Raw genomic sequence first — 24603 nt, forward strand, 5'->3', positions numbered from 1 at the left:
ATAACTTTGGTGTTGATACTGCGATGATTGGAGAAAGCTTCTTGCAGGACTTAGTATAATCATAGACAAAAATTTTAGAGGTTGAAATCGGATTATGGTTTCAATCCTTTTTTCGTTTTGTTATAATAGAAAAATAGCGGTTACAAGTACAAATACAGCTGTTTTATCAGTGTTGTAACTTTTCTTTAAGCAATTTACTTTAATATAAAGTGAATGAGAGGATAAGGTATGTTTGATTTTTTTAAGAAAAAAGTTGTTAAAGTGTGCTTAGTTATTTTTGGTATAGTTTTAGTATCACTTCTGAGTCTAGGATTCTTTTATTTTTCAAAGGGACAAGTACTTAGTCGTTTTGTAGCAGCACGTTCTCGTACGTCAGGTCAAGCGTTTGATAATATTAAAGAATACATGGTTTGGTCAGATACGGGAGAATCTATCACAAATGATGAGGCCAATTACGCTAATTTTGAGCCCTTGTCTAAAAGTGAGGCGCGTAAATTAGGGCAGGAAATAAAAGAAGGAAACAAAAATGATTCAATGTATCTAAAGCGTGTAGGTAGTCGCTTAGGTATATTCCCTGATTATCGTATTGCTAATAAGCCTATGTCTTTGACCTTGAAAACCAATGTTCCTAAATTGGATGTTTTGTTGAATCAAAAAAAGGTCGCGACAAGCAATTCAGATCATTTTTCAGTAACGGTGGAACGTTTACCTAGAACCCATTATACTGCTAGCCTTGAAGGGACTAGTGACGGAAAAGAGATTAAACTCAAAAAAGATTATGATGGTAAAAACCAAACTATTGATTTATCGGTCGCTTTTAAATCTTTTACAGTAACAAGTAATCTTATGGATGGTAATCTTTATTTTGGTGATAATCGTATTGCTAAATTAAAAGATGGTAGCCATTCCGTAGAGAATTATCCAGTGACTGATGGTTCAAAAGCTTATATCAAAAAAGTTTTTAATGATGGTGAGATAACCTCTCATAAACAAAAATTAATCTCTATCGCTGATAATCAGACAATCAAATTAGATGTTGATGGTTTATTAAATGAAAAAGAAGCTGGACAGAAATTGATAACTGCTTTCAATCAATTGATACTTTATGTATCAACTGGGCAAGACCCTCAGACTTTAGGAACAGTTTTTGAAAAAGGTGCCGAAAATGATTTTTACAAAGGATTGAAAGAAAGTATTAAAGCAAAATTTGTAACTGATAATCGTAAAGCGAGCCATTTCACTATTCCTAATATTGTCCTTAATAAAATGACACAGGTTGGGAAAGAAAGTTATCAAGTTAATTTTGCTGCCGATTATGATTTTAATTATGATAAATCAACAGATCCTGATAAGAAAACATATGGCCACATTATTCAGAATTTAACTGGTAATTTTATTATGAAAAAATCGGGAAATAGTTACCTTATTTCTAATGATGGTAAAAAAGATATCACAGTAGCTAAGGAAACTAATAAAGTTAAGGCTGATCCCGTTTCCATTTTTCCAGAGAACCTTGTAGGAAGTTGGAAAGGTGAAGTTGAGGACGGTACAGTAACGATGACTTTTGATAAGGATGGTAAAGTTACTCAGAAAAAAGTTTACAAGGATAGTAAATCTAAGGAAAGTAACCATTCTGCTAAAGTTACGAAGTTGGAGGATAAGGGAAATGGGCTCTACCTTTATCAATATGAATCAGGTACTGATACTACAACTTTTGTAACAGGAGGTATCGGTGGTCTTAAAGTTAAATACGCCTATGGAATAAAAATTGAAGGGAATAAGATCATCCCAGTGATCTGGCAGACATCTAGTGATGGAGAATTTGATTACCATAAACCACTACTCAGTAAGCCATTAACTAAGCAATAATGATTAAAAGGAGTTGGATAATTATTATCCAACTCCTTTTTTATAATTGTTTAAAATCTTCTCGAAAGTAGATGAAGGGGCCTCTACGCTAATAGTTTCGCAAGTTAATGGATGAGATAGAGTCAATCGGTGAGCGTGTAGCATTAACCTTTCATTATTAGAAGAAGGGTTGTAGAGGGGGTCTCCTATTAAGGGATGTCCATGATGAGATAAGTGAACGCGAATTTGATGGGTTCTTCCGGTTTCCAGTCGGCATTTTATGAGACTACTATTTTGGATATACTTCAAAACGTCAATGATTGTCATAGCATGTTGACCGTTTTTAGAATCAATGATTCGTTTACGTCTGTCATGACGGTTCCGTCCAATTTTGTCTCTCAAAACTTGATGCTTAGGTGAAAATTTTCCTTCAACTAAAGCCCAATATTCACGCCAAATTTCTTTTCGTTCTAAGCGTTGATTGATAAGGGGAAGTATAAATGGATTTTTAGCAAATAAAACAGCTCCACTGGTCTCCATATCTAGGCGATGAACAACATAGCATGTTTGTCCAGAATAGGCAGATACATGATTTAACAGTGCTATTTCATTTGGTTGGTTACCGTGAGTTTTCATACCTTCAGGTTTATTAACGATAATAAGATGTTCATCCTCATAAAGACAATCAATAAGCTCTGCTCTGCCCAGAGGAATTTTTTTAGTAGGGTAATCCTCATCATCAAAGATTAAGGTAATAGTATCGTTTTCTTGGACGACAGTTTGCCAATTAATAAATTCATTGTTTATAAGTACATGTTTTTTAACACGCAAAAAATGTCTAATCTTACGTGGAATCAAAAAATAATCTTCAAGGAGTTCTTTAACGGTATGTTCACCGTATGGATTTCTAATTTTTAATGAAAATGACATGGTTTTATTATAGCATTTTATTGAAAATTGATATAATAAGTCTATGAAATTATTTGATAAGTTTATAGACTTATTTCGTGTTGATGAAGACAACGACGAAATGACAAGAAAAAATGAACAAGAAACTAGAGAAGAAACTAGCAATTTGGATGGCGAAGAAGTCTATGATATTGATGATATTACCCGACCTAGTAAATCCCAGTATCAGCGAGGCATTCGTCACCAAAAGGAAAATGCTAAATCTCGACCTGAATGGCTACAAAAAGTTGATCGTTACCTCCCTTCTCCTAAAAATCCTATCCGTCGTTTTTGGCGGCGCTATCGTATTGGGAAGTTGCTTTTTATCGCCTTAATGGCTTTTATTCTTATATTTGGTAGCTATCTTTTTTATCTTTCTAAAACTGCTACAGTTAGTGATTTACAGAGTGCTCTAAAAACAACCACCACCATTTATGATAAGAATAAAGAATATGCTGGAAAACTTTCGGGACAAAAGGGAACTTATGTAGAGTTAAATGCTATTTCTGATCATCTCAAAAATGCTGTTATAGCAACTGAAGATAGAACTTTTTATGAAAATAATGGTGTAAACTTTAAGCGATTTTTTTTGGCAGTAGCTACACTTGGGAAATTTGGCGGAGGCTCAACTATTACCCAGCAATTAGCAAAAAATGCTTACTTGTCACAGGACCAAACGATTAAACGCAAGGCGCGTGAATTCTTTTTAGCGCTAGAATTGACTAAGAAATATAGCAAGGCTGAGATTCTGACCATGTATCTTAATAACTCTTATTTTGGTAATGGTGTTTGGGGTGTGGAAGATGCTAGTAGGAAATATTTTGGAACCAGTGCTGCTAATTTGACAGTAGATGAGGCTGCTACACTTGCTGGAATGCTTAAAGGACCAGAAGTTTATAATCCTTATTATTCTGTTGAAAATGCAACTAACCGAAGAGATACTGTTTTGGCAGCGATGGTTGATGCAGGTAAACTAACCAAGTCTCAAGCTAAAGAAGCTGCTTCAATTGGTATGAAAAATAGATTAGCAGATACCTATGCTGGTAAAATTAATGATTACAGGTACCCATCCTATTTTGATGCTGTTGTCAATGAAGCCATTGATACTTATGGTATTTCAGAAAAAGATATTGTCAATAATGGCTATAAGATTTACACTGCATTAGATCAAAATTATCAATCAGGAATGCAAAAAACATTTGATGATACTAGCCTCTTCCCTGTATCTGACTATGATGGTCAATCTGCCCAAGGTGCTAGCGTAGCTTTAGATCCAAAAACTGGTGGTGTAAGAGGTTTAGTTGGACGTGTTCAAAGTACTAAAGATGCACAGTTTAGAAGTTTTAACTACGCGACTCAATCAAAGAGAAGTCCAGCCTCAACCATAAAACCTTTAGTTGTTTATTCACCAGCTATTGCTTCAGGATGGTCAATAGATAAAGAACTTCCTAATAAAGTTCAAGATTTTCATGGTTATAAACCAAGTAACTATGGTGGGATTGAGACTGAAAGTATCCCGATGTATCAAGCACTAGCTAATTCTTATAATATTCCTGCTGTTTATACTTTAGACAAACTAGGAATCAATAAAGCCTTTACTTATGGCAGGAAGTTTGGTCTAAATATGTCATCAGCAAACAAAGAGCTAGGAGTGGCGCTAGGTGGAAGTGTAACCACTAATCCTTTAGAAATGGCACAAGCTTACTCAACTTTTGCAAATGACGGTATAATGCATCGCGCTCATTTGATTACTCGAATTGAGACAGCTAATGGAAAATTAGTAAAGCAATTTACAGATAAGCCTAAGCGAGTTATTAGTCGCTCAGTGGCTAGTAAAATGACTAGTATGATGTTAGGAACATTCTCAAATGGTACAGCTATTAATGCCAATGTTTATGGTTATACAATGGCAGGTAAAACTGGAACAACCGAAACAGATTTTAACCCCAATTTATCTGGAGACCAGTGGGTAGTCGGCTATACGCCTGATGTCGTTATTAGTCAATGGGTTGGCTTTAAGAACACAGATAAACACCATTATTTGACAGATTCTAGTGCAGGTACAGCTTCAAATATATTTAGCACGCAAGCTTCATATATACTACCGTATACTAAGGGGTCTAGTTTTACTCATATTGAGAATGCTTATTTCCAAAACGGTATTGGTTCAGTTTATAATGCACAAGATGCTAGTAATACAACGAACCAAGAATCACGCTCAATTATTAATGATTTAAAAGATTCGGCAAGTAAGGCTGCACAAGATATTTCTAGAGCGGTGGAAGATTCAAATTTCCAAGAGAAGGTAAAAGATGCTTGGAATAGTCTAAAGGACTACTTTAGATAGCTTGCAGGATTATACAAATCATGTTAAAATAGCACTTATGGAGGCGTTATGGCACAAAAGAAAGCAAGCCTAGCGTGTACAGAATGCGGAAGCCGAAATTACTCAATCGGAGTAAGTAGCACCCCCAAGCCAACACGACTAGAAGTAAATAAATTTTGTAAATATTGTAAGAAGTATACAATACACAAAGAAACGCGTTGATATAGCGTAACAAACTGCAAAAAGGAGAACTGATAATGTTTGTCAAAGGGATTTTTCAAGTATTGCGTGACACTACTTGGCCAAATCGAAAACAACGTTGGAAAGATTTTATTTCCATCTTGGAATACACTGTATTTTTCACAATCGTTATCTACATCTTTGACAAACTGTTAGCCGCAGGAGTCATGGACTTGATTAATCGATTTTAATAATAGATTATTTTAGATAGAAACAACCCAAACCCTTAGATTTTACTAAGGGTTTTTTGTGTGGAAAATAACATATATATCCGATTAAATTATAAAAAAATAATCTTTTGATTATTTTTACTAGATTGTTGAGCAAAAAAACATTAAAAAAAAGATGTTTATTTTAATAAAATGTAAATAAATTAAAGAAAAGTGTTGAAATAAAAAACTCCAAGTTATATAATTAGTTAAGGAACTCAAATTAAATTAAAATAAACGTGGTCCTATCCTAATAAATTAGGATTTTCAACTAACTATATAAAGGAGCGAATATGAATAATAACGAAAAAAAAGTAAAATACTTTTTAAGAAAAACAGCTTATGGTTTGGCCTCAATGTCAGCAGCGTTTGCTGTATGTAGTGGTATTGTACACGCGGATACTAGTTCAGGAATATCGGATTCAATTCCTCATAAGAAACAAGTTAATTTAGGGGCGGTTACTCTGAAGAATTTGATTTCTAAATATCGTGGTAATGACAAAGCTATTGCTATACTTTTAAGTAGAGTAAATGATTTTAATAGAGCATCACAGGATACACTTCCACAATTAATTAATAGTACTGAAGCAGAAATTAGAAATATTTTATATCAAGGACAAATTGGTAAGCAAAATAAACCAAGTGTAACTACACATGCTAAAGTTAGTGATCAAGAACTAGGTAAGCAGTCAAGACGTTCTCAAGATATCATTAAGTCATTAGGTTTCCTTTCATCAGACCAAAAAGATATTTTAGTTAAATCTATTAGCTCTTCAAAAGATTCGCAACTTATTCTTAAATTTGTAACTCAAGCCACGCAACTGAATAATGCTGAATCAACAAAAGCTAAGCAAATGGCTCAAAATGACGTGGCCTTAATAAAAAATATAAGCCCCGAAGTCTTAGAAGAATATAAAGAAAAAATTCAAAGAGCTAGCACTAAGAGTCAAGTTGATGAGTTTGTAGCAGAAGCTAAAAAAGTTGTTAATTCCAATAAAGAAACGTTGGTAAATCAGGCCAATGGTAAAAAGCAAGAAATTGCTAAGTTAGAAAATTTATCTAACGATGAAATGTTGAGATATAATACTGCAATTGATAATGTAGTGAAACAGTATAATGAAGGTAAGCTCAATATTACTGCTGCAATGAATGCTTTAAATAGTATTAAGCAAGCAGCACAGGAAGTTGCCCAGAAAAACTTACAAAAGCAGTATGCTAAAAAAATTGAAAGAATAAGTTCAAAAGGATTAGCGTTATCTAAAAAGGCTAAAGAAATTTATGAAAAGCATAAAAGTATTTTGCCTACACCTGGATATTATGCAGACTCTGTGGGAACTTATTTGAATAGGTTTAGAGATAAACAAACTTTCGGAAATAGGAGTGTTTGGACTGGTCAAAGTGGACTTGATGAAGCAAAAAAAATGCTTGATGAAGTCAAAAAGCTTTTAAAAGAACTTCAAGACCTTACCAGAGGTACTAAAGAAGATAAAAAACCAGACGTTAAGCCAGAAGCCAAACCAGAGGCCAAACCAAATATTCAAGTACCTAAACAAGCACCTACAGAAGCTGCAAAACCAGCTTTGTCACCAGAAGCCTTGACAAGATTGACTACATGGTATAATCAAGCTAAAGATCTGCTTAAAGATGATCAAGTAAAGGACAAATACGTAGATATACTTGCAGTTCAAAAAGCTGTTGACCAAGCTTATGATCATGTGGAAGAGGGAAAATTTATTACCACTGATCAAGCAAATCAATTAGCTAACAAGCTACGTGATGCTTTACAAAGTTTAGAATTAAAAGATAAAAAAGTAGCCAAACCAGAAGCCAAACCAGAGGCCAAACCAGACGTTAAGCCAGAGGCCAAACCAGACGTTAAGCCAGAAGCTAAGCCAGACGTTAAACCAGAAGCTAAGCCAGACGTTAAACCAGAAGCTAAGCCAGACGTTAAACCAAAGGCCAAACCAGACGTTAAGCCAGAAGCTAAGCCAGACGTTAAACCAGACGTTAAACCAGACGTTAAGCCAGAGGCCAAACCAGAGGCTAAGCCAGACGTTAAACCAGACGTTAAGCCAGAAGCTAAACCAGACGTTAAGCCAGAGGCCAAACCAGAAGCTAAGCCAGAAGCTAAGCCAGAAGCTAAGCCAGAAGCTAAGCCAGAGGCCAAACCAGAAGCTAAGCCAGACGTTAAGCCAGAAGCTAAACCAGACGTTAAACCAGAGGCTAAGCCAGAAGCTAAACCAGAGGCTAAGTCAGAAGCTAAACCAGAGGCTAAGCTAGAAGCTAAACCAGAGGCCAAACCAGCAACCAAAAAATCGGTTAATACTAGCGGAAACTTGGCGGCTAAAAAAGCTATTGAAAACAAAAAGTATAGTAAAAAATTACCATCAACGGGTGAAGCCGCAAGTCCACTCTTAGCAATTGTATCACTAATTGTTATGTTAAGTGCAGGTCTTATTACGATAGTTTTAAAGCATAAAAAAAATTAAATTTATTTTTAAACATAAACCGAAAGGTCTATCCTTTCAAAATCTTAAGGCAAACCTCATCAGAACTTTGCCTTTTTTATTTGAATTTTAGAATGATTTAGTCGGTACTTTAATTGACAGCTTATTTTATTTTCTTTATAATATATATTGAAAATAGCAGTCCAATAAGCCGTAAAAGGCTTTTTTATTAAGGAAAGGAAAACTTATGTTAGATTCTTTTGATAAGGGTTGGTTTGTACTCCAAACCTACTCAGGTTATGAAAATAAAGTAAAGGAAAATCTCTTGCAACGTGCGCAAACTTATAATATGTTAGACAACATTTTGCGTGTGGAAATCCCTACTCAAACTGTAAATGTTGAGAAAAATGGGAAAACAAAAGAAATTGAAGAAAATCGCTTCCCGGGTTATGTACTTGTGGAAATGGTAATGACTGATGAAGCCTGGTTTGTTGTTCGTAATACTCCAAACGTTACTGGATTTGTTGGATCACACGGCAATCGCTCTAAACCAACACCGTTGTTAGAAGAAGAGATTCGTTCAATACTCATCTCAATGGGACAAACCGTTGATGTCTTTGATACTAATATCAAGGAAGGTGATGTTGTTCAAATCATTGATGGTGCTTTCATCGGACAAGAAGGACGTGTAGTTGAGATTGAGAATAACAAAGTTAAATTAATGATCAACATGTTCGGCTCAGAAACACAAGCAGAACTTGAGTTGTACCAAGTTGCAGAATTATAAAACTTCTGAAAAATCCATCTTAAAATAAAGATGGATTTTTGTTAATTTATAATTGATTTAGGTTTAATTCGTTAATTAAAACAACCATATTATCAATAGAATTATGATTAACGATATGTTTGGTTATATTCTCTTGATGAGACGTGTTGTTGAAAGAATAAATTGGCTTTTGTTTCAAATGAACTCTTTGTAAAATATTACCTACTTCTGGACCATGATTAATATCAAGGTATGCAGTGGCTAATGTTATTAATTTTTCAATTCTTGCCTCAATTAATTCAGGGTAAACTAGGACATTTGGATATTGTTCTAGTTTGCTAAGTTTATTTGACACTGTTGTGTAGGCACCAATATGGAATTGAACAGTAGGACATCTACAAATTAGCGATTCAATGTGTTCTAAATTATCGGAAGATGTAAGAGTGAAAAGATGAATATCTGAAACAGAAAGCAATTCCATGGACTTTTCGTAAGAAATCACTTTTCTTTGCTTGCCGGTTAATTGGCAAAAATCAAGTTGGAAGTAATACCACCATAGTTCTCTAAACCTTGCAACGCTATTTTCATTCCAAGGTTTGTCACTAGTTAAAAAATGTATAATATTAGGAGTTCTATTTTCTATGTTTAGATATAAATAAGATCGATGATTATAGCGGCTAACGACATCATAAGTTTGAAAGTTCCATGTTTTGTTCAGAGATAACCAACGATTATGGCAAACAATGTTCAAGATACTTTGATCCCCTGTTTTGACAACTCGGTGGAGTTCTTCAGCTGTTTTTAGTAATGTTTTAGTGAGCCCATCTTCCCGCCATAGTTCTAGATTAGCTAAAAGCATGCCAGCATTAAACCCTCCTTCTTCATTTTTATGGGGATCTTTGACGGCTGCTAAGTAATAACCTTTAAAATCTAGTTCAAATAAGTAATCAAGATTAGTGTTAACGATAATATCTGAATCTAAATAAAGTACACGTGAACTAGGTATATAATCTGCTAAAAATAATCTAAACCATGTACTAACAGTTAGAAAAGTCGTTAGATGAGCAATATCATAGTTATATATTTTAACATTAATCAGTTTTGATCCTAGAGGCTCTAGTTTCCTGTTTATATTACGTACCCATTCAACTGGGGTATCTTGATTGAATAAATAAAAAGTTATATTTCTATTATAAACACAAATAGACTTTATTGTTACTAAGGCTTTATCCAAGTAGTTTGAATCAACTGCAAGTGCAACTGCTTTTTCCATTTAAATTCTCCTAGTTAAGTGTTTAGAATAATGTTGGGTATATAGTGAATGGATGCCAATTTTTTTATATAGACTGAAGATAATTAATTAAATCATCGATAGATGCAAAAACTGTTTCTGGAACAAGCTGGCTATTGCATTCTCTTGTAGTAAGAATTGGTTTTTCAGATTGTGACATTTTCTGTAGAATGCCCTCCATTTTTCCAAAAACATTAATATCAAGATAAATATCAGCTTCTGCTAATAATTTATCAATAATAGGTGGAGTGTAAGTTTTATGAAGGCGGATATTTTCAAAAGCTAATAGGCTTATAAGAATGTCAGACATAACTGTTGGTGCTGCAATGTGAAATAGACAATCTGGAAGGGCAGTGACTAATTCTGAGATAGATGGTATACAATCAGAAGTTGTAACAATAAGGAAATTGAGACGATAATTTTGTGTTTTAATTGGGTGGTCTAAACCAAATACTTTTTTACTAGATATGATACTTGACCATTCAAGTAAATTATAGTGCCACCATACCTCACGGAGTCTCATATTTGATAATGTTTGCCAAGGTTTGATTCCCGAAATGTAGTGAATAATTTTTGGGAGTGGGGTAATTGGGATGTCAAAAATAAATTTATGCCCATCGATAGCAGCTCCCATATCAAAACCAATTTGAAAATTGTAGGTATCATCTAAATAAATTACCTGATTTTCAAACATGCGATTAAGAATTGTTTGATCCCCTTCGTTGGCATTCTCAATTTCCTTTTGATTTTTTTCAATTAATTTAATAGTCATATTTTCTTGTCGCCAACGTTGGTTGTTAATTACCATTACTCCAGCATTAAACCCATATCCAAGCCCAAAAAGAGCTGGAACTGCAGCTAAATATGCATTGTCTAGTGAAATTTGAAAGAGGTTATCTAAATTAGTAGTAACAACTAAGTCAGAGTCAAGATATAAAACTGTATCAGCTGAGATGTACTGAGGTATGAAATAACGAGCATAGGTCATATAATTAATATGATTAAGCTTTTTATTTTCCCATTTTGGGGATAAGTGATCATGGAAGAGCTTTACATCCTGAATTTGATTTCCAGTTTGTCCAACCCTATCTTTCATAGCTAAAAACCATTCTTGAGGAATATCTTGATTAAAAATAAAAATTGAGAGATTCTCATGATAGACACAGAGAGATTTTAATGTGGTTTCAATTTGTCTAATGTAGGAATAATCACCAGCCAAAACAACTGTTTTTTGATAAGTCATAAAAAATCCTTTATTTATATTAGTTAGATATAGTAAATATAAATTTAAAAACTATTAGTATTATTCTATCATAGGTGAGTGTGATTCAGAAATTATTATTAAATTAATTATGGAGTTTATATAGTACAACATATTCTTTTTCAGAAAAAACAGCTATATTTTGCTATACTTTAATCAAATATCAATATTAGAAAGTGATTGCCTATGTTGTCTGTTGGTTTAGTTTTAGAGGGTGGCGGAATGAGAGGTCTTTATACTGCTGGAGTTTTAGATGCTTTTCTAGATGCAGGAATAAAAATAGATGGTATCGTATCTGTCTCTGCTGGTGCATTGTTTGGTGTTAATTTTGTATCTAGACAACGAGAGAGGGCTTTGCGATACAATAAAAAGTATTTATCCCACCCTAAATATATGAGTCTAAGGTCATGGTTTCGAACAGGGAATTTTGTTAATAAAGATTTCACCTATTATGAAGTTCCTATGAAATTGGATGTATTTGACGATGAAGCATTTAAAAAATCAAGTATTGATTTTTACGTAGTTGCTACAGAGATGACATCTGGTAAACCTGAATATTTTAAAATTGATAGTGTTTTTGAACAAATGGAAATTTTACGTGCTAGTTCAGCATTACCAGTAGTCTCAAAGATGGTTGATTGGCAGGGGAAAAAGTACTTAGATGGTGGTTTATCTGATAGTATTCCCGTTGATTTTGCCCGTGGTTTAGGATTTGACAAGTTGATTGTTGTGATGACTAGGCCGCTCAATTATCAGAAAAAGCCTTCAAGTGGACGATTGTATAAAACTCTGTATAGGAAATATCCTAATTTTGTAAAGACAGCCTCGAATCGGTACCAACAGTATAATAATAGTCTTGAAAAGGTCATGAGCCTTGAAAAAACAGGCGATCTATTTGCAATTAGACCGAGTAAGAGCTTGGTTATTGGCCGCTTAGAGAAGAATCCGGATAAACTTGATAGTATTTATCAGCTTGGTATGAAAGATGCTAAAAGTGTGATGCCTGAGCTGAATAGTTATCTAATGAAATAAAGAAAACAGTATTTCTCAATTGAGGAATACTGTTTTGTAATATCAGTCAGTTGGTTTGACATCTAATTGTGTTAAATTAGTGTGATATTTTTGACGTTTTAATTGCTTAATGCTTAGCATTGATAAAAAACTAACGATATAGAGACTTGCTAAGAAAAGCATGACCATAGAGACATTTGAAACGTCTAGAATCATTCCGATGATAACAGATGAAAAGCCACCTATTGCACGACCAACATTTAAGATAAGATTGTTAGCTGTTGAACGAATATGATGTGGATAGAGACGTGTAATCATGGCACCATAGCCTGCAAACATACCATTAACAAAGAATCCGACAACTGCCCCGCCTATAATCATAGAAGGCATTGTTGTTGCGAATTGAAAGAGATAGACACAAATTGCAGATGATAGAAGGAAACACCCGTATACTAAACGCGGTCCAAATTTATCTAACAATTGACCAAATACTAGCATGCCAAGGCACATTCCAAGAATGGTTGCAATCATCCATAATGATGAATTCTTGACAGAAACGTTTAAGTTGGTTTGGATAATAGTTGGTAACCAGTTCATCATGCCAAAGTATCCGGCAATCTGAACAGTTGTCATAACCATTAGTGCTAGGCTCTGTGTGGCTAATACAGGAGTATCAAATAAAGCTTTTATACTGATATCTAGAGGTTCATCATCTGCGTCTGTATTATATTGATCTAAGATATCTTTATCATCAACAGCAAATTGCATCCATAGGACGAGAACTATAGGGAGAAGGCCAAAGAGAAAAAGTCCCCGCCAACCGAGTGCTGGAGCTAGCCATCCTGCTAAGAGTGCTGAGCTAATAGATCCAACTTGACCAGCGATACCATTTAGTGAAGAAATCCGGCCCATTTTATTAGTTGGGACAATTCCTGCCATAATGGCAATAGCGATACCATATTCGCCACCAACGCCAATTCCTGCAATGAAGCGCATGATATAGAGATATGATAAATTAGTAGTGAAGAAAACTAAACCAGTTGCGATTGAAAAGATTAGAATCGTCCATTTGAAAACTTTAAATTTATTGTAGCGATCAGCTAATAAACCAAAGATTAGTCCTCCCACGAGCATTCCCAAGTTGGTAATTGTCCCAATCCAACCAGCCTGTGCCGCAGATAAATGAAGATCAGTAATGATAGTTGACATAGAAAATGCAAGGAACATGATATTTAAATCATCGGTTCCGGATGCGACAATGGCAGCGATTAGGGCGCGCCAATTATTCTTATTGATATTTAATGGTGACATAAGTCTCCTCCTTTAATGATGGCTCACAGACCACCGTTATTAAATACTGTCAATAGAAAAAATTCTAAAACAGAGATGTCATAGCTGCTTCAACTCATTATAATGTAAAAGAAAAAACTCAAGCTGCTACCCTTGAGTTCTATAAACGCTCGCAAAAATAGTAGGATTTCTGTATAGAATCCTATTTTGGTCGCTTATATGTCTCACAGGACACGGTTAAAGCATTATGTCATTTGGAAATAGTATAGAGTAAGTTTAGTTTATTGTCAAGGATAAGTGGGGAGAGAACCTGCTGTTGAGGGTATTTTCACCTTTTTTATTGCTATTTTTCGTGTTATAATAAGAAGACTATACTTTTTTGACATGGAGAAGTGCGATGACATTCTATAATCACAAAGAAATCGAACCCAAATGGCAAGCTTTTTGGGCAGATAATCATACCTTTAAAACAGGAACAGACGCATCAAAACCTAAGTTTTATGCCCTAGATATGTTCCCATACCCATCTGGAGCTGGTCTCCACGTTGGTCACCCAGAAGGCTATACAGCAACGGATATTCTCAGCCGTTTCAAACGTGCCCAAGGTCACAATGTCCTCCACCCAATGGGTTGGGATGCTTTTGGACTTCCTGCTGAGCAGTACGCTATGGATACTGGTAATGACCCAGCTGAGTTTACAGCTGAAAACATCGCTAACTTCAAACGCCAGATTAATGCTCTTGGTTTCTCATACGACTGGGATCGTGAAGTTAACACAACTGACCCTAACTACTACAAGTGGACACAGTGGATCTTTACCAAGCTTTATGAAAAAGGTCTAGCTTACGAAGCTGAAGTTCCAGTTAACTGGGTTGAAGAATTGGGAACAGCTATCGCCAACGAAGAGGTTCTTCCAGATGGTACATCAGAACGTGGTGGCTACCCAGTTGTCAGAAAACCAATGCGCCAATGGATGCTCAAAATCACTGCCTATGCAGAGCGCTTGCTGGAAGACTTGGAAGAAGTTGACTGGCCAGAGTCAATCAAGGACATGCAACGCAACTGGATTGGTAAATCAACTGGTGCTAATGTAACCTTCAAGGTTAAGGATACAGATAAGGACTTCACTGTCTTTACAACACGTCCTGACACCCTTTTTGGTGCGACTTACGCAGTTCTTGCTCCTGAGCATGCCTTGGTTGATGCTATTACAACAGCTGACCAAGCAGAAGCCGTTGCCGAATACAAACGTCAAGCGAGTCTCAAATCAGACCTTGCTCGTACAGACCTTGCCAAAGAAAAAACTGGTGTCTGGACAGGTGCCTATGCCATTAACCCAGTTAATGGTAAAGAAATTCCAGTTTGGATTGCGGACTATGTCCTTGCTAGCTACGGTACAGGTGCTATCATGGCAGTTCCAGCTCACGATGAACGTGACTGGGAATTCGCAAAACAATTCAACCTAGACATCATTCCAGTTCTTGAAGGTGGGAATGTTGAAGAGGCTGCCTTTACAGAAGACGGTCTTCACATCAACTCAGACTTCCTAGATGGTCTCGACAAAGCGGCAGCTATTGCCAAAATGGTCGAGTGGCTTGAAGCAGAAGGTGTTGGTAATGAGAAAGTTACTTACCGTCTTCGTGACTGGCTCTTCAGCCGTCAGCGTTACTGGGGTGAGCCAATCCCAATCATCCACTGGGAAGATGGAACATCAACTGCGGTTCCTGAGAGCGAATTGCCACTAGTTCTTCCAGTTACTAAGGATATCCGTCCTTCAGGTACTGGTGAGAGCCCACTTGCTAACTTGACAGACTGGTTGGAAGTCACTCGTGAAGATGGCGTTAAAGGTCGTCGTGAGACCAACACCATGCCACAATGGGCAGGTTCAAGCTGGTACTATCTCCGCTACATCGATCCACACAACACTGAAAAACTAGCTGACGAGGAACTCCTCAAACAATGGTTGCCAGTTGATATCTATGTCGGTGGTGCAGAGCATGCCGTGCTTCACCTTCTCTATGCTCGCTTCTGGCACAAGGTTCTTTATGATCTCGGTGTCGTACCTACCAAAGAGCCATTCCAAAAACTCTTTAACCAAGGGATGATTTTGGGAACAAGCTACCGCGACAGCCGTGGTGCTCTTGTGGCAACTGACAAGGTTGAAAAACGTGATGGCAGCTTCTTCCATGTGGAAACTGGTGAAGAGCTTGAACAAGCACCTGCTAAGATGTCTAAATCACTTAAGAACGTTGTCAATCCAGATGATGTTGTTGAGCAGTACGGTGCTGACACCCTTCGTGTTTACGAGATGTTCATGGGACCACTCGATGCTTCAATCGCTTGGTCTGAAGAAGGTCTTGAAGGCTCACGTAAGTTCTTGGACCGTGTTTACCGTTTGATCACGACTAAAGAGATCACTGAGGAAAATAGCGGAGCTCTTGACAAGGTTTACAACGAAACTGTTAAGGCAGTTACTGAGCAAGTTGACCAAATGAAATTCAACACAGCTATCGCTCAACTCATGGTCTTTGTCAATGCAGCCAACAAGGAAGACAAACTCTTTAGCGACTATGCCAAAGGCTTTGTTCAATTGATTGCACCATTCGCACCGCACTTAGGTGAAGAACTCTGGCAAGTCTTGACAGCCTCAGGACAGTCAATCTCTTACGTGCCATGGCCAAGCTATGACGAAAGCAAATTGGTTGAAAACGAAATCGAAATCGTTGTCCAAATCAAAGGTAAGGTCAAAGCTAAACTCGTCGTTGCTAAAGACCTTTCACGCGAAGAATTGCAAGATCTTGCTCTTGCTAACGAAAAAGTCCAAGCCGAAATCGCAGGCAAAGACATCATCAAAGTCATCGCAGTACCAAACAAACTCGTTAATATTGTGGTGAAATAAGATAAAGATTTTACTAGAAATAGTGATATTTACGCGTATAAAATCCCAAAAGTTTAACTTTTGGGATTTTTCTATTTTTAGCTAAATCAGTCAGCTCGTACTGTTTTTTTAGCATAGTAAGTTTTTAATACCTCTTTTGTAATACCATGTTTTTGATAGATTTTTTCTATTTTTGACGTTAATATTTTTAGTTCTTTATTTTGGTTTTCAATAGAGTTATCAAATTTTTGATAGCGGTCGTTCAACCTTGTCTCAAGGTAAGCACGTTGTTCAAAATATAATTTTAATCTATCTTTTTCGTTAGTGGATAGGTTTGTCTTATCAATCAATTTTTTGACTTCACTTGTGCTATCCCATGTTTGATTATCAATAGAAGTATAGAATTTAGTTAGTAGACGTTTATTTTGCTTCTCTAGTTGGTTGATATCTTTGTTAATATACAATTCAATAACTTTTAAATCTTTTGCTTTTTTGACTTCAATATGTCGTTGGATATGGTCGATTTTAGCGTAGAGAGGAGCAGCTTCTTTATCTGCAACTTTTAACTTATGTTCAATAGTTTTTTGACTCATATGAACAGTTGATGTTTTTTGTGATTGTTCAGCCGTTACATGATTTGGTTGTAAACTCGTATATGTTGCTAAAGAGAGAACGGCAATAAGCGATAAGGAATGTATTTTTTTAGAATGTAACATATAAAAACTCACTTTCTTTTAGAATAACTTTTTGATCTATAGGTATTATAGGTTAAAAAAGCAATAACTTCTTTGAATTTTTGTAGGAAAAGTTAGGCAATTTTGTGGCAATTGAAATAAATCGTAAAAGTTGTTGAGGTCGAATCACTCTCAGCGATGATATTACCATGATGTTGCTTGATAATTTCTTTAGTCATTGCAAGTCCAATACCTGTTTGGCCGCCATGTCCTTTATAGAAGCGATCGAAAATATAAGGCAAGTCTTCTTTTGAAATGGCTGGTCCGTCGTTTGAGATAGTTAGTTTTTGATTTGTGTAAGAGATTTCAATATGAGAAACAGCATAGCGTAGTGCGTTACTAAGGATATTATTGATAGCTCGTTGAATCAACTCTTCGTTACCTTTTAGTAACTTTTCATGCTTGTCTGGTCTATAAGTAATACTAATCTTTTGTTTATTAGCTAGGGGTTTGAAATAAGCAATAATACTATTAAGTAATTCATTTAAAGAAAATTCATCTTTTTGATCACTTAAGTTACTATCTAATTTAGAGAGTAAGATAATATCGTCTACGAGCTGTTTCATTTTTTTGCTCTCTTGCAGAATAACAGAGTGTGCGAGCTCGGCATCAATAATACCCTCTTGAACTCCCTCAGTATATCCTTGGATGGACATTAAAGGTGTCCGTAACTCGTGGGAGGCATTTTGAAAGAAGTTTCTTTGGCTCTCTTCTGCTTGGTAGATTCGATTTGCCATTTCTTGGCTCTCAAGTAGAAGAGGATCGAAATCAGAAAAGACAATTTCTTTTTGACTAGATTGATGATTGCCTTGATTTTTCCAAAGGCTGGAAATATAAGTTTGTACTGATTGAATAGATTCTCTAATTCCAGTGAAAGTCTTCCTCATAATAAATAGCATGGGAATATAGGTTAGTACTAAGATAACTATAAGAAAATGATTAATTTTAGTAATTAGATGCTGGGTGTAAGTAATGTCTGAAAAGTTAATCACATGAAAAAGTTGCGACTGTGCTTTAGGAACTTTTTTTATGCTACCATCAACAAGGATACCAGAGTAGTCTTTGGTCATTACATAATAGGTTTTTTTCTTGATGGTTACAAACATACCATCTTTTTCCTTAGAAATTTGCCACAATCTTTTTTGGGTAAGATAGCGAATAATATCATGGCTCTCTTTTTTATGATTATCAGTGCCATATTTCATACGATAATGCTGGTCAAAAATAGCATAGTAAGACCAAACAAAGATGCTATCTTGGTTAACCATATTTTCATCTGGTATTTTCTTGTTGTTATAGATACTATCTAAAATGGTGAAATTCGCCTGCATGGAATTCCTTGTCATTTGATGGACATAGTCTTTAATGACATAGTTGACAGAAAAATAGATGAGGTAAAAACCAAGAAATAGAGTGATGCTATTAATAAGGATAAGATTGCTAATTAAACTTTTCTTTTTCATTTGTCCTCTTTGATTAATTTGAAGCCGTAACCCCAGACAGTTTTGATACTAACCTGACTGTGGTATTGCTTAAATTTTTTACGTAATCGTTTAATAGTGTCATCAACTGCTCTGCTTTCAATATCATCAAATCCCCAAATACGATTAAGCAGTGTTTCCCTAGAAAAAGCAGTTTCAGGTTTTTCAATTAATACTAAAAGAAAATCAAATTCTGTCTTGGTTAAGGGCATTTCTTCATTTGATAATAGGGCTATTCGCTTTTCGGTATCCAGAGTTAAATCTAGGAACTGATACTGAGTGTCATTTTTGATTGCTTTTTCATCAAGGCGTTTGAACAATGCTTTAACATGTAGACTAAGTTTTATAGGTGAAAAAGGCTTGGTGAAGTAATCGTCAGTTCCTAAATTAAAAGCCGTAATGAAATCAACATCAGAATCTCTAGCTGTTAACATGATAATAGGAATATTATCATATTGGCGGATGCTTTTCATAACATCTAAACCATTAGTTCCAGGCATCATTATGTCTAATATAACTAAATCGGGTTTTTGGTTTTTATAGGCTTCTAAGAGAAGGTCTCCAGTTTCAAATGCTCGAACAGTGAAACCATCATGTTCTAAAAAAGGAACCACCAAGTCACGAATATTCTTTTCATCATCAGCGAAATAAATTATTTTTGTCATGTATACCTCAATACCCATAGTTATAATTTGACTTTTAGCTAGCTGTTTATGTCATATCAAATATAACAAAAAAAGAGTTTTTTTCCCATTCTTTGAAGTGTTATGGTGTTATAAACCAAGATACTGCAGAGAAAAGGTCTTTAGGAACATCATTTTAAGCTCCTCAAAAAGGCACCAGTCACTAACTATTAATAGCTAGTAATTGATGCCTTGCTCTATTTTTTAAAGTATTTTATTCTCTTTTGATAGACTTTAGTTTGATTGTTGCCAGACCTAGCATAGAGAGACTAAATAGCAATATTGTATAGGTTATTTTAGGAGTGCTTTCGCCTGTTTTAGGAAGCTTGTTTGTCTTTACCTTTTGATTATCGGTTTGGCTAGTCACCCCTAAGACACGCTTCTGAGCAACCTCACTTTCTTTAGTCATGCCTTTTTTGAATATCAACGCCTGGGGCTGATTTGGCGGATTGATAGGTGTGGTATTGAGAGAGTCATTATCATTGAGTGATTGACTATAATTCTCTGCGGAAGAAACTCTATCACGGCCATCAAGCTCTTGTTCGGTTGCTTTTATTTGGTTTAATAACTCTTCAACTTGAGCTTGTGTAGCTTGTCTATTGGAAAGCAGCAATTCTGCTTTCTTGATAAGGTTATTATAATTTTCTTTAGCAAATTGACTGGCGTTCTGATATTTAGATGATGTTTGTTTCAGAACGTTTGCTTTAATTATCATATGGTGTAAACCAGAGTAATCAGTTTCATGACCATTTAATTGATTTTTAGCAATATCAAGATTTTCTAAGGCTTTGTCTACTTCTGATTGAGTGACGTTAGGTTTTTGTAGAAGGTTTTTCGCCAATTGGACTTGATTGATATAAGTTGATTGGCTTAATGGACTAGCATTAACAAATTGATAGTTTCCCTTGATTTCTGTTTCAGCTAAAATAGCTTTTGCCAGTAAAGAAGTATCTGTTTCTTTACCGTTAAGAGCTTGGCGACTTTCTCTCAAAGCAGCAATAGCATTATCAATACTTGTTTGTTCCACTCTATTTTTAATTAAAGTTTGTGCCTTTTCAAGATTAGCTAGGTAATTATTTTTTAAGTGAGTTCCAGCATTATAAAACACAGGCTGGGTAATAATATCAGTTTGTTCTGCTAGGGCATTAATCAGAGGAGCTTTATTAATCAGCGTCAATTTTGTTAGGTTTACCTGATCTTCTTTTACGGATACAAGTAAATCATCTAAGTTCTCTAAAGTGCTATACCCACTAGGCAGCGTTACGTTTAAACGATAGTCTCCTACAGGTATGTTTTTACCATAGTCAGTAGGAGAATAAGTTGCTTTTGGTAGATCAACAACAGTATTTGTCTTAGTAACCAACTTGACTGTTGCTCCTTTTGGTAAAAGCTTGTCAAATTCAACGAGTAAGGCTGCTTTCTTGAGTAAGTTAACTTTAAATAAGACGTCTTTAAGGCTATCTTTTTCAGAAATAGTTACAGTGACACTTTTGGGACTGATTAGATTTGCTCGTTCCTCATCGTATAAGAATAGATCAAACGTATAGGTACCAAAAGGCAATTTCAATAAATTGAGGTCTTTCCCGTGATGTTGCTTTTTGATGATATTACCTTTGTCATCTTTGACAGAGTAAGAGAAATCAATATCGACATTACTGTTAAGCTCAGGGCTAAACACTTTGACGTTTACTAAACCATTTTTATTGCCAATATTGATCAAATCTTCGAGTTTTGCTGATACTAGATTGCCTGCATAATCTTCAACAGTATAGTAGACATGAGAGAAATCGTTAACCTCTTTAGGTAGAATAAAGCTACCATCCTTTTCTTGTTTGATAAATACTTTGTTATCTTCAACAAGGATACCGTCTTCTCCTTGTTGACGTAAGACGCTATTATAATGACCATCTTTATCTTTTTTTAAGTAAAAAACTTGTTCTCTAAAGATACCAGATTCCCCGTGTTCTACTGCAGGACGAGCTTTGAAGATACGTCTATCTTTGTCATAAGTTGCTGTTGTTAGTGTAGGAGCTTGTCTATCCAAAGTGATATCAAACACCATTTGTTGTGGCTTAGAGCCAGGGACATCAGAGTAATAAGTTAAAACGTATTTGTATTTTCCATCTTCTAAAGGAATACCATCAGTAGTGGTTCCTTTCCATTCTGTGTCATATAAAAATGTAGATTTTGGATTTTCAGTATTTCCGCTGTAGTAATTTTTATCTCCTGCTTGGGGAGCACTTACCCATAGTGGTTTTTGTAAATTAACATCATCTGCACGATAGACTTTGGCTCTTAAATTATTGAAATTACGTAAGAAAACACCTTTCACTGCAACGGCATCTTGATTTTGGTCATCATTAGGTGAAATGGCTAGATGAGGCTGGCCTTTTTGATCTAGTTGTAAGATCCATTTTCCATCTATAGACTTATAGCTTCCCAAGGCTTTCAATTGGATAGGACTAGTACCGTCTGTTGAGTAGATAGGCTCTGAACTTGTAGTCATTAAGGCAGTATAATCTTCTGAACCAGGAACTTCGTTTGTTTGTTTTGGTTGGAAATAAAATCCCTTTTCTTTGTTAGCAACAAGCTTATAAATGGATTTTTCTAAAACTTCTAAGTTTTGGAATTCTCCCTTAAATCCAACATAAGGAATACTAAGAACTTCCCCACCATCAACAGGGTCTGTAAAACGTACGTAGCCTTCTAGGAAATAGCCGTTTGGCATTACTTTTTTTAACATGTCATGGTATTTCGAAACATCTATATCAATTGTAATCGTTTGGGTTTGCCCTGGTTCAATCCGTATCGTTTTCCCTGTAAATGTACCAAGTTGTTGAGGAGCCAATGTGACAAAGCCATCTTTAACTTGATCAGTATTTAAATAGGTTGTATAGTGTAAATCTTTTGCAACTTTATTGATATTATGAACAGTAACATCAAAGGAAATTTTATCTTTAATATTTCCTAATGTAACGCTGCCATAGTTGTTTTCCCCACCAGTTAGGTATAATCCTGTCTGAACTGCTGCTGCGACATCGATAATACCTGCTCCTTGTTGGCGTGGTGAGGTGTAAGCGCCTGTATCTTTGTTTAGGTGTGCTTTAGCAGTACTCATAAGAAGGTATTTGACAGTTCTTTCAATGTCACCTTTTTTAAGTTCTGGATGTTCTTTCAATAAGTATTGTTTAACTAGAGCAGTAGCACCAGCGACATGGGGAGAAGCCATACTTGTCCCACTCATCATATCATATTCATTATCATTGATAGCGGCGTAAATAGAGCCTCCAGGAGCAGATAAGTCAGGTTTTAATTGTCCGTCTGCTGTTAACCCCCAGCTTGAAAAGTCAGATAGGACACCTGCATTAGGGTTGGCTTGTTTATTTTTGATATTGTTAAATACAATTTTATAGTTGTTTTTAGCTAAAACATCTCCAAACTCTTTTTGGGTAAAAATAGCAGGAATAGCACTTGCTTCAGGATCTAAACTCATTGTTAGATTAGCTTCCCCAGCTTTGTTATTAAAGATAATAGCTCCCACAGCACCGTGATTAATAGCATTGACGACTTTTTTTGTAAAAGTAATATCTCCACGTTCAATTAAGGCGATTTTACCATTTAAAGTTTTGTCCTTATAATCATTGTCGTTTCCTTTTCCTACGAAAACATAATCATATTGTTTCCCTACTTCAAAGGTCTTATCACTAACTTTAGGATCTGCATAAGCAGCTAATCCGTTGTTGAGATTTCTGTTGTTTTCTAATCCGATAATGTTGAAGACTTTATTAACCAGTGTTGTATTATTATATGATGCTACAGAAATGGCCTCACGAGCTGTTGATGGACTACCAACTAAACCATAATCAGGATAAAGAGCAGAAGGCTTTGATGCTCCACTCCCAAATGTACCGTCGTTACCTGCTGCTATAACAACAGAAACGCCAGCGAGTCTAGCCATCTCTAAAGCTTTTATAAGTCGGTCATCGGCATTAACTAAAGACCCATTAGCTCCACCTAAACTTAAATTAATGCTGTCAGCACCGAGTTTAACGGCATCTTCAATAGCTTTAACATAAAGGGCTGGTCCAGTTCCTCTTTTTTCATCAGAGAAGACTCTCATAAACATTACTTGTGCTTCAGGAGCAACACCATAGATTAATTCATTTGTATCTTTCTTGCTAGGATTAGCTGTTGCGATACTGGTTACGTGCATACCATGAGAAGTGCTTTTCACCTCTTTTAGCTCTGTATTGACATCAACATAGTTGTGACCAAAGATTACTTTGTTGTTATACCATTTTCCATAGTTTATACCAGCTTTTGCTTTAGCAGCATTCATTTGCTGTTCGTTTTGGTATTTTGCTTTTGTCGAATCATTTAATTGGAGAGCATCGTGATTGATATCTAGTCCTGAGTCAATAATTGCTACAACAGTTCCCTCTCCTTTGTAGCCTGTGTTCCATACTTTGGGGACAGTGATAATTTTATTACTATCAATGTTTTGAGGGGTTTCTTTAGAAATAGCTGGTGTAGATTTGACTGCTAAATTTTGTTTGGTTAAAGGAGTTTTAGAAACTTCTTGAGTGCTTTCAACCGGTTGATTTGCGACTGGGGAAAATGTCTCGGTGGCTTGAGAGTGAGACTCAGCTACTGGTTGTGTTTCTGTTGGACTATTATTAGCCTTTGTAACAAGATTGTCTTGAGCTGTCGACGCAAGGGCTGATGACGTGTTGTTAGTAGGTGTCTCATTTGCTATGCTCGTTGGACTGTCTTTTACTTGCTGTTCAACTGCAATATCAGATGGCTTATTTATGACAGAATCAGCAGCTACATTTGTGATACCACCTAAAAAAAATAGGGTTCCCAAAAGTACAGATACGGCACCTAACTTATATTTCCGGATTGAAAAACGCTGTTTTGTGTTCATAAAAATCTCCTTTTCTTGTAACATAATAATTACAAAAACTATTAAAACATAAAAAATCAAAATTTTCTACAATTTTCTGAATTTTCATTACAAATTATTTTGTGGTAAATTTAAGACCGTACCTAAAGCATTTTTTAAAAATCATTCTATGAAAATAATAATATTGTCCAACTATATGGCTACAATATCAAAGGTTTATAGAATAATTACAGGATATTTATTAGTCTAATTGCTGGCAAAGATAAATAATCATTCCTCTTCTT

General features: G+C 35.5%; 16 protein-coding genes. 8 read left to right on the forward strand and 8 right to left on the reverse strand.

All coding sequences use genetic code 11. The annotated features are described in order from the left end of the window. Nucleotides 1-228: 228 nt before the first annotated feature. Nucleotides 229-1869: a zinc ribbon domain-containing protein gene (locus HMPREF2818_RS03680; RefSeq protein WP_000459236.1), complete on the forward strand. Its 1641-nt coding sequence runs from the start codon at nucleotides 229-231 to the stop codon at nucleotides 1867-1869. 24 nt (nucleotides 1870-1893) lie between these two features. Here HMPREF2818_RS03680 and HMPREF2818_RS03685 read toward each other — a convergent pair whose 3' ends face one another. Continuing rightward, a complete protein-coding gene (locus tag HMPREF2818_RS03685) occupies nucleotides 1894-2778 on the reverse strand; it encodes an RluA family pseudouridine synthase (RefSeq protein ID WP_000010476.1) in 885 nt (294 codons plus the stop codon). Between the two features lie 43 nt (nucleotides 2779-2821). Between HMPREF2818_RS03685 and pbp2a the strand changes: the two genes are divergently transcribed. From pbp2a to nusG, 5 genes are all read left to right on the forward strand, one after another. After that, nucleotides 2822-5143, forward strand: coding sequence for a penicillin-binding protein PBP2A (pbp2a, locus tag HMPREF2818_RS03690; protein ID WP_000764803.1), 2322 nt, complete (start codon nucleotides 2822-2824; stop codon nucleotides 5141-5143). A gap of 48 nt (nucleotides 5144-5191) precedes the next feature. Continuing rightward, complete coding sequence (gene rpmG / locus HMPREF2818_RS09755; RefSeq protein WP_000057521.1) at nucleotides 5192-5344, forward strand: 50S ribosomal protein L33; 153 nt, start codon at nucleotides 5192-5194, stop codon at nucleotides 5342-5344. Nucleotides 5345-5379: 35 nt separating this feature from the next. Next, nucleotides 5380-5553 (forward strand): preprotein translocase subunit SecE, encoded by a 174-nt coding sequence (gene secE, locus HMPREF2818_RS03695; protein ID WP_000497678.1) that lies wholly within the window; start codon nucleotides 5380-5382, stop codon nucleotides 5551-5553. 311 nt (nucleotides 5554-5864) lie between these two features. Next, nucleotides 5865-8060 carry a YSIRK-type signal peptide-containing protein gene (locus HMPREF2818_RS03700; RefSeq protein WP_070518631.1) on the forward strand — a complete coding sequence of 732 codons (2196 nt, stop codon included), beginning with the start codon at nucleotides 5865-5867 and terminating at the stop codon, nucleotides 8058-8060. 205 nt (nucleotides 8061-8265) lie between these two features. Then, nucleotides 8266-8805, forward strand: coding sequence for a transcription termination/antitermination protein NusG (gene nusG, locus HMPREF2818_RS03705; RefSeq protein ID WP_000887149.1), 540 nt, complete (start codon nucleotides 8266-8268; stop codon nucleotides 8803-8805). Between the two features lie 46 nt (nucleotides 8806-8851). Here the strand turns inward: nusG and HMPREF2818_RS03710 are convergent, their stop codons facing one another. Beyond that, entirely contained in the window at nucleotides 8852-10057 is a 1206-nt protein-coding gene (locus HMPREF2818_RS03710) for a glycosyltransferase family 8 protein (RefSeq protein ID WP_000409544.1), read from the reverse strand. 64 nt (nucleotides 10058-10121) lie between these two features. Continuing rightward, on the reverse strand, nucleotides 10122-11318 hold the full coding sequence (locus tag HMPREF2818_RS03715; protein ID WP_000222146.1) for a glycosyltransferase: 1197 nt from the start codon (nucleotides 11316-11318) through the stop codon (nucleotides 10122-10124). A 204-nt stretch (nucleotides 11319-11522) separates the two neighbouring features. Between HMPREF2818_RS03715 and HMPREF2818_RS03720 the strand changes: the two genes are divergently transcribed. After that, the gene (locus HMPREF2818_RS03720; RefSeq protein ID WP_000953624.1) at nucleotides 11523-12368 is read left to right on the forward strand and encodes a patatin-like phospholipase family protein; all 846 of its coding nucleotides are present in this window, start codon (nucleotides 11523-11525) and stop codon (nucleotides 12366-12368) included. 42 nt (nucleotides 12369-12410) lie between these two features. Here the strand turns inward: HMPREF2818_RS03720 and HMPREF2818_RS03725 are convergent, their stop codons facing one another. Further along, nucleotides 12411-13658, reverse strand: a complete 1248-nt coding sequence (locus tag HMPREF2818_RS03725) for an MFS transporter (protein WP_000074744.1) — start codon at nucleotides 13656-13658, stop codon at nucleotides 12411-12413. Nucleotides 13659-14034: 376 nt separating this feature from the next. On the opposite strand from HMPREF2818_RS03725, the gene leuS reads away from it, so the two are divergent. Beyond that, nucleotides 14035-16536, forward strand: a complete 2502-nt coding sequence (gene leuS / locus HMPREF2818_RS03730) for a leucine--tRNA ligase (protein ID WP_000145178.1) — start codon at nucleotides 14035-14037, stop codon at nucleotides 16534-16536. 86 nt (nucleotides 16537-16622) lie between these two features. On the opposite strand, the gene HMPREF2818_RS03735 is transcribed toward leuS, so the two are convergent. The 4 genes from HMPREF2818_RS03735 to HMPREF2818_RS03750 form a co-directional block, all read right to left on the reverse strand. Next, nucleotides 16623-17231, reverse strand: coding sequence for a hypothetical protein (locus HMPREF2818_RS03735; RefSeq protein WP_000903268.1), 609 nt, complete (start codon nucleotides 17229-17231; stop codon nucleotides 16623-16625). 92 nt (nucleotides 17232-17323) lie between these two features. Continuing rightward, nucleotides 17324-18712, reverse strand: coding sequence for a sensor histidine kinase (locus tag HMPREF2818_RS03740; RefSeq protein WP_000730417.1), 1389 nt, complete (start codon nucleotides 18710-18712; stop codon nucleotides 17324-17326). Beyond that, nucleotides 18709-19395 carry a response regulator transcription factor gene (locus HMPREF2818_RS03745; RefSeq protein ID WP_000161338.1) on the reverse strand — a complete coding sequence of 229 codons (687 nt, stop codon included), beginning with the start codon at nucleotides 19393-19395 and terminating at the stop codon, nucleotides 18709-18711. Before HMPREF2818_RS03745 ends, HMPREF2818_RS03740 begins: the two co-directional genes overlap by 4 nt. 232 nt (nucleotides 19396-19627) lie before the next feature. After that, entirely contained in the window at nucleotides 19628-24340 is a 4713-nt protein-coding gene (locus tag HMPREF2818_RS03750; RefSeq protein ID WP_070508675.1) for a S8 family serine peptidase, read from the reverse strand. Nucleotides 24341-24603 lie beyond the last annotated feature (263 nt).

This window comes from Streptococcus sp. HMSC076H09 (genome assembly GCF_001811765.1).
Taxonomy (GTDB): domain Bacteria; phylum Bacillota; class Bacilli; order Lactobacillales; family Streptococcaceae; genus Streptococcus; species Streptococcus agalactiae.